At 45.7% G+C, this 5,802-nt stretch carries 6 protein-coding genes; all 6 read right to left on the minus strand.

Annotation, left to right across the window (positions count from 1 at the left end; translation table 11 throughout):
- Positions 1 to 395 (minus strand): IS1595 family transposase (locus B0181_RS03635; protein ID WP_143821569.1); only part of this gene is annotated, 395 nt, incomplete at its 3' end.
- Positions 396 to 648: 253 nt separating this feature from the next.
- Positions 649 to 1,683: a tRNA (adenosine(37)-N6)-threonylcarbamoyltransferase complex transferase subunit TsaD gene (gene tsaD / locus B0181_RS03640; RefSeq protein WP_078276201.1), complete on the minus strand. Its 1,035-nt coding sequence runs from the start codon at positions 1,681 to 1,683 to the stop codon at positions 649 to 651.
- Positions 1,684 to 1,913: 230 nt separating this feature from the next.
- The gene (locus tag B0181_RS03645) at positions 1,914 to 2,393 is read right to left on the minus strand and encodes a hypothetical protein (protein ID WP_078276132.1); all 480 of its coding nucleotides are present in this window, start codon (positions 2,391 to 2,393) and stop codon (positions 1,914 to 1,916) included.
- Between the two features lie 379 nt (positions 2,394 to 2,772).
- Positions 2,773 to 2,913, minus strand: a complete 141-nt coding sequence (locus tag B0181_RS12035; RefSeq protein ID WP_158078928.1) for a hypothetical protein — start codon at positions 2,911 to 2,913, stop codon at positions 2,773 to 2,775.
- Complete coding sequence (locus tag B0181_RS03650) at positions 2,903 to 4,672, minus strand: sodium:solute symporter family protein (protein ID WP_078276133.1); 1,770 nt, start codon at positions 4,670 to 4,672, stop codon at positions 2,903 to 2,905. The genes B0181_RS12035 and B0181_RS03650 overlap by 11 nt, the downstream gene beginning before the upstream one ends.
- Positions 4,673 to 4,674: 2 nt before the next feature.
- Entirely contained in the window at positions 4,675 to 4,941 is a 267-nt protein-coding gene (locus tag B0181_RS03655; RefSeq protein WP_078276134.1) for a DUF4212 domain-containing protein, read from the minus strand.
- Positions 4,942 to 5,802 lie beyond the last annotated feature (861 nt).

The raw sequence follows: 5,802 nt of genomic DNA on the forward strand, positions 1-5,802 counted from the left end.
TCTGTGTAGACAATGCTATCAGGCTTGATTTTACTTGTGATAATTGGCATTAGTGTATTTGTCTTAGTATCTTTAACAACAACAGTGTAAACTTTATCATTGCGTTTTAATAAACCAAATACAGCAGTTTTACCAGCTGCACCACGACCACGTTTGCCTTTACGAATACCGCCAAAGTAACTTTCATCAAGTTCAACTTCACCATCAAAGAGATTGTTGGCTTCAAGAGCTAAGTGGTATTCTATCACAAGGCGGATTTTGTGGTAAAAAAGGGCTGCTGAATTAGGGTGAATACCCAGTAAATCAGCTGCACTTCTAGCAGTAACTTCGAGTACAAAAAATTCAAGCAGTCTTTTTTGAACTTTTTTACTTAGTTTACAATGGGTTATCTTCATAAAACTAGTATAACATGGTTGTTATTCTAGTACAGCCCCAAAATAAAAGGTAGAAGTTAATAAAAGTTTTAAACTGATTGCGATTGAAAAACGAATTAAAGTTTAAAAAACCGCTGATTTAGCTTACTTAAAAGTTACTTTGTTTAAAAAGCGCTTTGCTTAAAAGGTTCTTTATTTTAAAAAGCTGTTTTATTTAAAAGCCACTTACTAGCAATTTGCTTCACTCAAGGCAGACTTGCATCAGTTTCATGGCTTAAGAAAAATTCAGCGAAGTCAAATCCCATCTTGGCACGCACGCCACCGACAAATCGTCCTGCTGCCCTGCCTGCAAACGGCAAAATCCTGCATACGCAATCATCGCTCCGTTATCCGTGCATAGCTCTGGCGGCGCATAATGCACTTGTGCGCCCATCTTGGCAAGCTCACTTTCCAGCGCAGCTCTAAGCTCACTGTTTGCCGACACACCGCCTGCGATGACAAGGCGCTTTAACCCTGTTTGCTTAAGCGCACGCACGCATTTTTTGACCAGCGTATCCACCACCGCATATTGAAAACTTGCCGCAATGTCAGCACGCACTTTTGGGTCGCTGTCAGAATTTGGCGTGTCTTTGATAAGATTATGCACCGCAGTTTTCATGCCGCTAAAGCTAAAATCCAGCCCCTTGTGCAGCATGGGTCTTGGCAGCTCATAAGCGTGTTTGTCGCCAGTGGCAGCAAGTTTGGCAACATTTGGCCCACCGGGATACGGCAAGCCCAGCATCTTAGCGGTCTTATCAAAACATTCACCTGCCGCATCGTCAATGGACTCACCCAAATGCTCATAACGTCCCACGCCATCGGCTCGCACCAGCATGGTATGACCGCCAGACACCAGCAAGCACACAAACGGAAATGCCACATCGTCCGCACCCAAAAGCGGCGCCAGCAAATGCCCTTCCATGTGATGCACGCCAATGGCAGGCACGCCAAGCCCATACGCCAGCGTACGCCCAAATAGCGCACCTGTCATCAAAGCGCCAATCAGCCCCGGCCCTTTGGTATAAGCCACCGCATCAATATCGTGCTTGTCAACGCCTGCCTTATCAAGCAGCTCATCAAACAGCGGCACCAATTTGCGAATGTGATCACGGCTGGCAAGCTCTGGCACAACGCCGCCATAAGTGGCGTGCAGCTCAATCTGCGAATACAGCACCTGCGCCAGCACGCCGCCTTTGCCGCCATTTAGCTCGCTGTCATAAATCGCAAGCCCTGTTTCATCACAGGACGTTTCTAGCCCCAGCACTTTCATCACATCACCCGTCTTTTGCTCATCAAAGCGCAAACTTTATTTTTATAAAAGTACTATTATAGCACGGTTTTTATCACTGTTGGGCGTTCGTGCGCTTGCTGCTGATGGTAAATTCACCCAATCCATCACCAATCTGCCAAATCACAACACCGCACCGCAAACACGTCAGTAAAATTAAGTGCGATTAACGCATTACTCGTACATTGTCCGTGGTGTCCGTGCATTATTCATTATTGGCACACCACCGCCACAAGTTTGTCAGTATAAGCTGTTTTGCCCCATTGCACCGCACCGCTTGTCAAATCACCTTGCAAGCCATTTTGGCAATCCACCAACACAGGCAAATGCTGCGCGGCTTGTCTGCGCTCAAAAAAGTACAACTGCGCGCGCTTCACATCAGGCGTATCGCCAGCCGCCACAGACGCTGTGTCCACCGCCACAAAGTGCAAAATTGGCGCACGATAATAAGACCAAGGCTTATAAAATGCTGGCGTCTCCACGCTTGCCACCACCTGAGTGTCCGCAGGCAGGCGTGATGTGGTATGCTCAAACCACGAATATTCGCTATGAATTTGAAAGGCCATCATGCCAAGCCCAGCCGCCACAGGCACAATCCAGCGCGGCAATTTCTTAACCACCAGCCGCAAAGACAACGCCACGCCTGCCGCTGCAAATCCTGCCACCGCTGTCGCAATCAATTCCCAAAACATCGTTTCATTCCTTTTGTTTGTTATGTGTCAATGATAGTTTATCGTCATTTAACTTAATGTGCATTTAGAACTGCAGGTTAGGTTAGCATAACCCAACGGTTTTAAGGTGCGCTCTTAGATTTGTTGGGTTTTTATTTCACTCAACCCAACTTACACATCGTTTCTTAATCTCGCTTCTTAATCTCGCTTCTTAATCCAACCCACTTATCATTTCTCAATCCAACATTAAGCAGCAAATCCATGTTCATATTACACGGTTTGCCGCCAATATTCACGCTTTATTTACACGTTTTTTTAAATTTTTGAATGCTTTTTGGAACGATTTTTTTAAATTCCCAAAACATAACACCGCCATCAACCACCCAATAAAAATGCGAACCTAAGTCCGCATTTTTAGTTGCCAAACAAAACCACTTGCTGATTTTGTTTGGCGGATTTTTATCTTGAGTGCTTTTAACTCACTTTTATCTTGGCTTGCTTGGCGTTTGGCTTTACAAGCCTTGATAAAATCAGTGGTCAATCGCTGCGCCTGCACCTTTTGGATAGCGTACGCTTTCTACCAAATCTTGGATTTCTTTTGGCGGTGGCGCGGTCATTGATGACACCACAAAGGCGGTGATGAAGTTCAATGCTGCACCGATTGGGCCAAAGCCTAGTGGGCTAACACCCATAATCCAGTTTTCGGCAGTGTTTTCAAAGGTGGCAGTACCCGGGATAAAGAACCAGCCCATGTATAGGAAAATGTAGATACACGTTGCGCTCAAGCCCACGACCATGCCTGCGATTGCACCTGTGCTGTTGATGCGTTTTGAGAAAATACCCATCATCAAAGCAGGGAACAATGATGAGCCTGCGATACCAAAGGCAAGTGCCACAACTTGAGCTGCAAAGCCCGGTGGGTTGATGCCCAGATAAGTTGCCACTGCGATTGCGACTGTCATAGACACACGCGCCGCCATCAACTCACCTTTGTCTGAAATGTCAGGCTTCAAGGTTTTCTTAATCAAGTCATGCGAGATGGCTGATGAAATGGCAAGTAGCAAGCCTGCTGCGGTAGACAGCGCCGCTGCGATACCACCTGCAGCAATCAAACCAATCACCCAACCCGGCAAGTTTGCAATCTCTGGGTTCGCCAGTACCATGATGTCGTTGTTCACGGTCAGCTCATTGCCCTGCCAGCCTTTAGCTTCTGCAGCTGCGGCAAACTCAGCATTTTTGTCGTTGTAATACTGGATTTTACCATCGCCGTTTTTGTCTTCAAATTTCAAAAGACCAGTCGCTTCCCAGTTTTTCATCCATTCTGGACGTGCTTCATAATCGATCGGTGCTGACTGCGTGCCTTGTGGATACACAGTTTCAACCAAGTTCATACGAGACATCGTACCTACTGCAGGTGCTGCGGTGTATAGTAGTGCAATGAATACCAACGCCCAGCCAGCTGATGAACGTGCTTCTGATACTTTAGTTACAGTAAAGAAGCGAATGATAACATGAGGCAAGCCCGCCGTACCAATCATCAAACTTAGCGCCAATAGGAACATATTTAGCTTGTCTGGCACATCAGCGGTATAAGCCGCAAAGCCCAAATCGGTGATGACTTGATCCAGCTTGGCAAGCATGGTCATGCCGCTTTCGGTGTCAGTACCGAATAGACCCAGCTGCGGAATTGGATTGCCAGTGATGTTAAACGAGATGAAAATCGCAGGAATGATGTAAGCAATCATCAATACCACATACTGCGCAACCTGCGTATAAGTAATGCCTTTCATGCCGCCAAGCACCGCATAAAACAGCACCACCACCGCCGCAATAATCAGACCCAAAGTATTGCTCACTTCCAAGAAACGCGCGAACGCCACGCCTGCACCTGTCATCTGACCGATAACATAAGTGGTAGATGCCAAAATCAAGCACACCACCGCAATCAAGCGCGCGGTCTTAGAATAGAAGCGATCGCCCACGAAATCAGGCACGGTGAATTTGCCAAATTTACGCAAATATGGCGCAAGCAGCATAGCCAGCAGTACAAAGCCGCCAGTCCAGCCCATCAAATATGCCGAAGCTGCGTAGCCACCCATGGCAAGCATACCCGCCATAGAAATGAACGATGCCGCACTCATCCAGTCAGCACCAGTTGCCATGCCGTTCACCACAGGGTGAATGCCGCCACCAGCAACATAAAATTCATCGGTTGAGCCTGCGCGCGCCCAAATCGCAATGCCGAAATACAGCATGAAGGACGCGCCAACGAAAAATAGGTTGATCCAAAATTGAGACATGACTAGCCCTCCTCGCCTACGCCGTATTCTTTATCCAGCTTATTCATGCGCCATGAATAAAAGAAAATGATGGCAATAAAGGTGAGAATCGCCCCTTGCTGACCAAACCAAAAGCCCAAATCAGCGCCAAAAAATGGAATACCCATCAATAAGGGACGCAAAAGAACGGCAAAGCCAAGAGATGAGATTGCCCAAACAACAAGACAACCTAAAATGAGACGGACGTTGGCTTTCCAGTAGCCAGCGACATCTTTGTGATCAGCAGACATATTTATCTCCTTATAAATTGCAAATGCAATTTTCTTACGCTTCCTTGCGACATTCCGTGTCAAAACGACAATGTGCCGTGTATCTACTTGAATATCCCTAAGAAAGCAGACCTTATAGCGCAACCTTGCAATCAACACACAGCCAATCCACTACTGTGATTTTATTCGCAATCCACGACAATCGTCTAAATTGCGGATAAAAGCCGAGCTTGGTTGTTACGCTATTTTTTCATAATAGCACAATCACAACACTTTTCAAGCGATTTTTTCACATTTTTTATAAAATAATTTTATTATTGGGTAAGATTGTAGAAAGGTTGTGGGTTTGCAGTGGAATAAGTTTCACTTTTTTAGCCTAAACCGCTTTTTTGAGAAGTCAAATTCTGTGGTAAATTTTATGGTAAAATGGCATACAGACACCATTTAAAAAGCATTTGGTAAAGTCGGCTTTTCTGCCCCTTGACAGACTTAAGGCGAACGGAAAATCACATCAAAAACCTCAAATCCTTCGTGGTTTAAAAACCGTTCAAAACCGTTCATGGTGAACACAAAAACCGTTCGCGATGAGCGCAAAAACCGTTCGTGGTAAGCTTGTCGAACCATGACAGTTTTTTAGACTCAAACCTTCACCAGTTCGACCCTTTGACAAGCTCATGGCGAACGAAAAACCGTGCTAATTCACAAATTTATGAGTTGGGTTAGTGATAGATTGTAATTTGAATTGCTGATAATCCGCAAACCCCGCTTTTAATTTGACTACCCACACACGGTGTATTACAATCAGCAATATCCACTCATCTAGGAAAACATGACGATGTTTTATAATTGTTATAATATAACACTGCGTGCCTGCGTGCCTGC

The sequence above is a fragment of the Moraxella caviae genome (genome assembly GCF_002014985.1).
Lineage (GTDB): Bacteria > Pseudomonadota > Gammaproteobacteria > Pseudomonadales > Moraxellaceae > Moraxella > Moraxella caviae.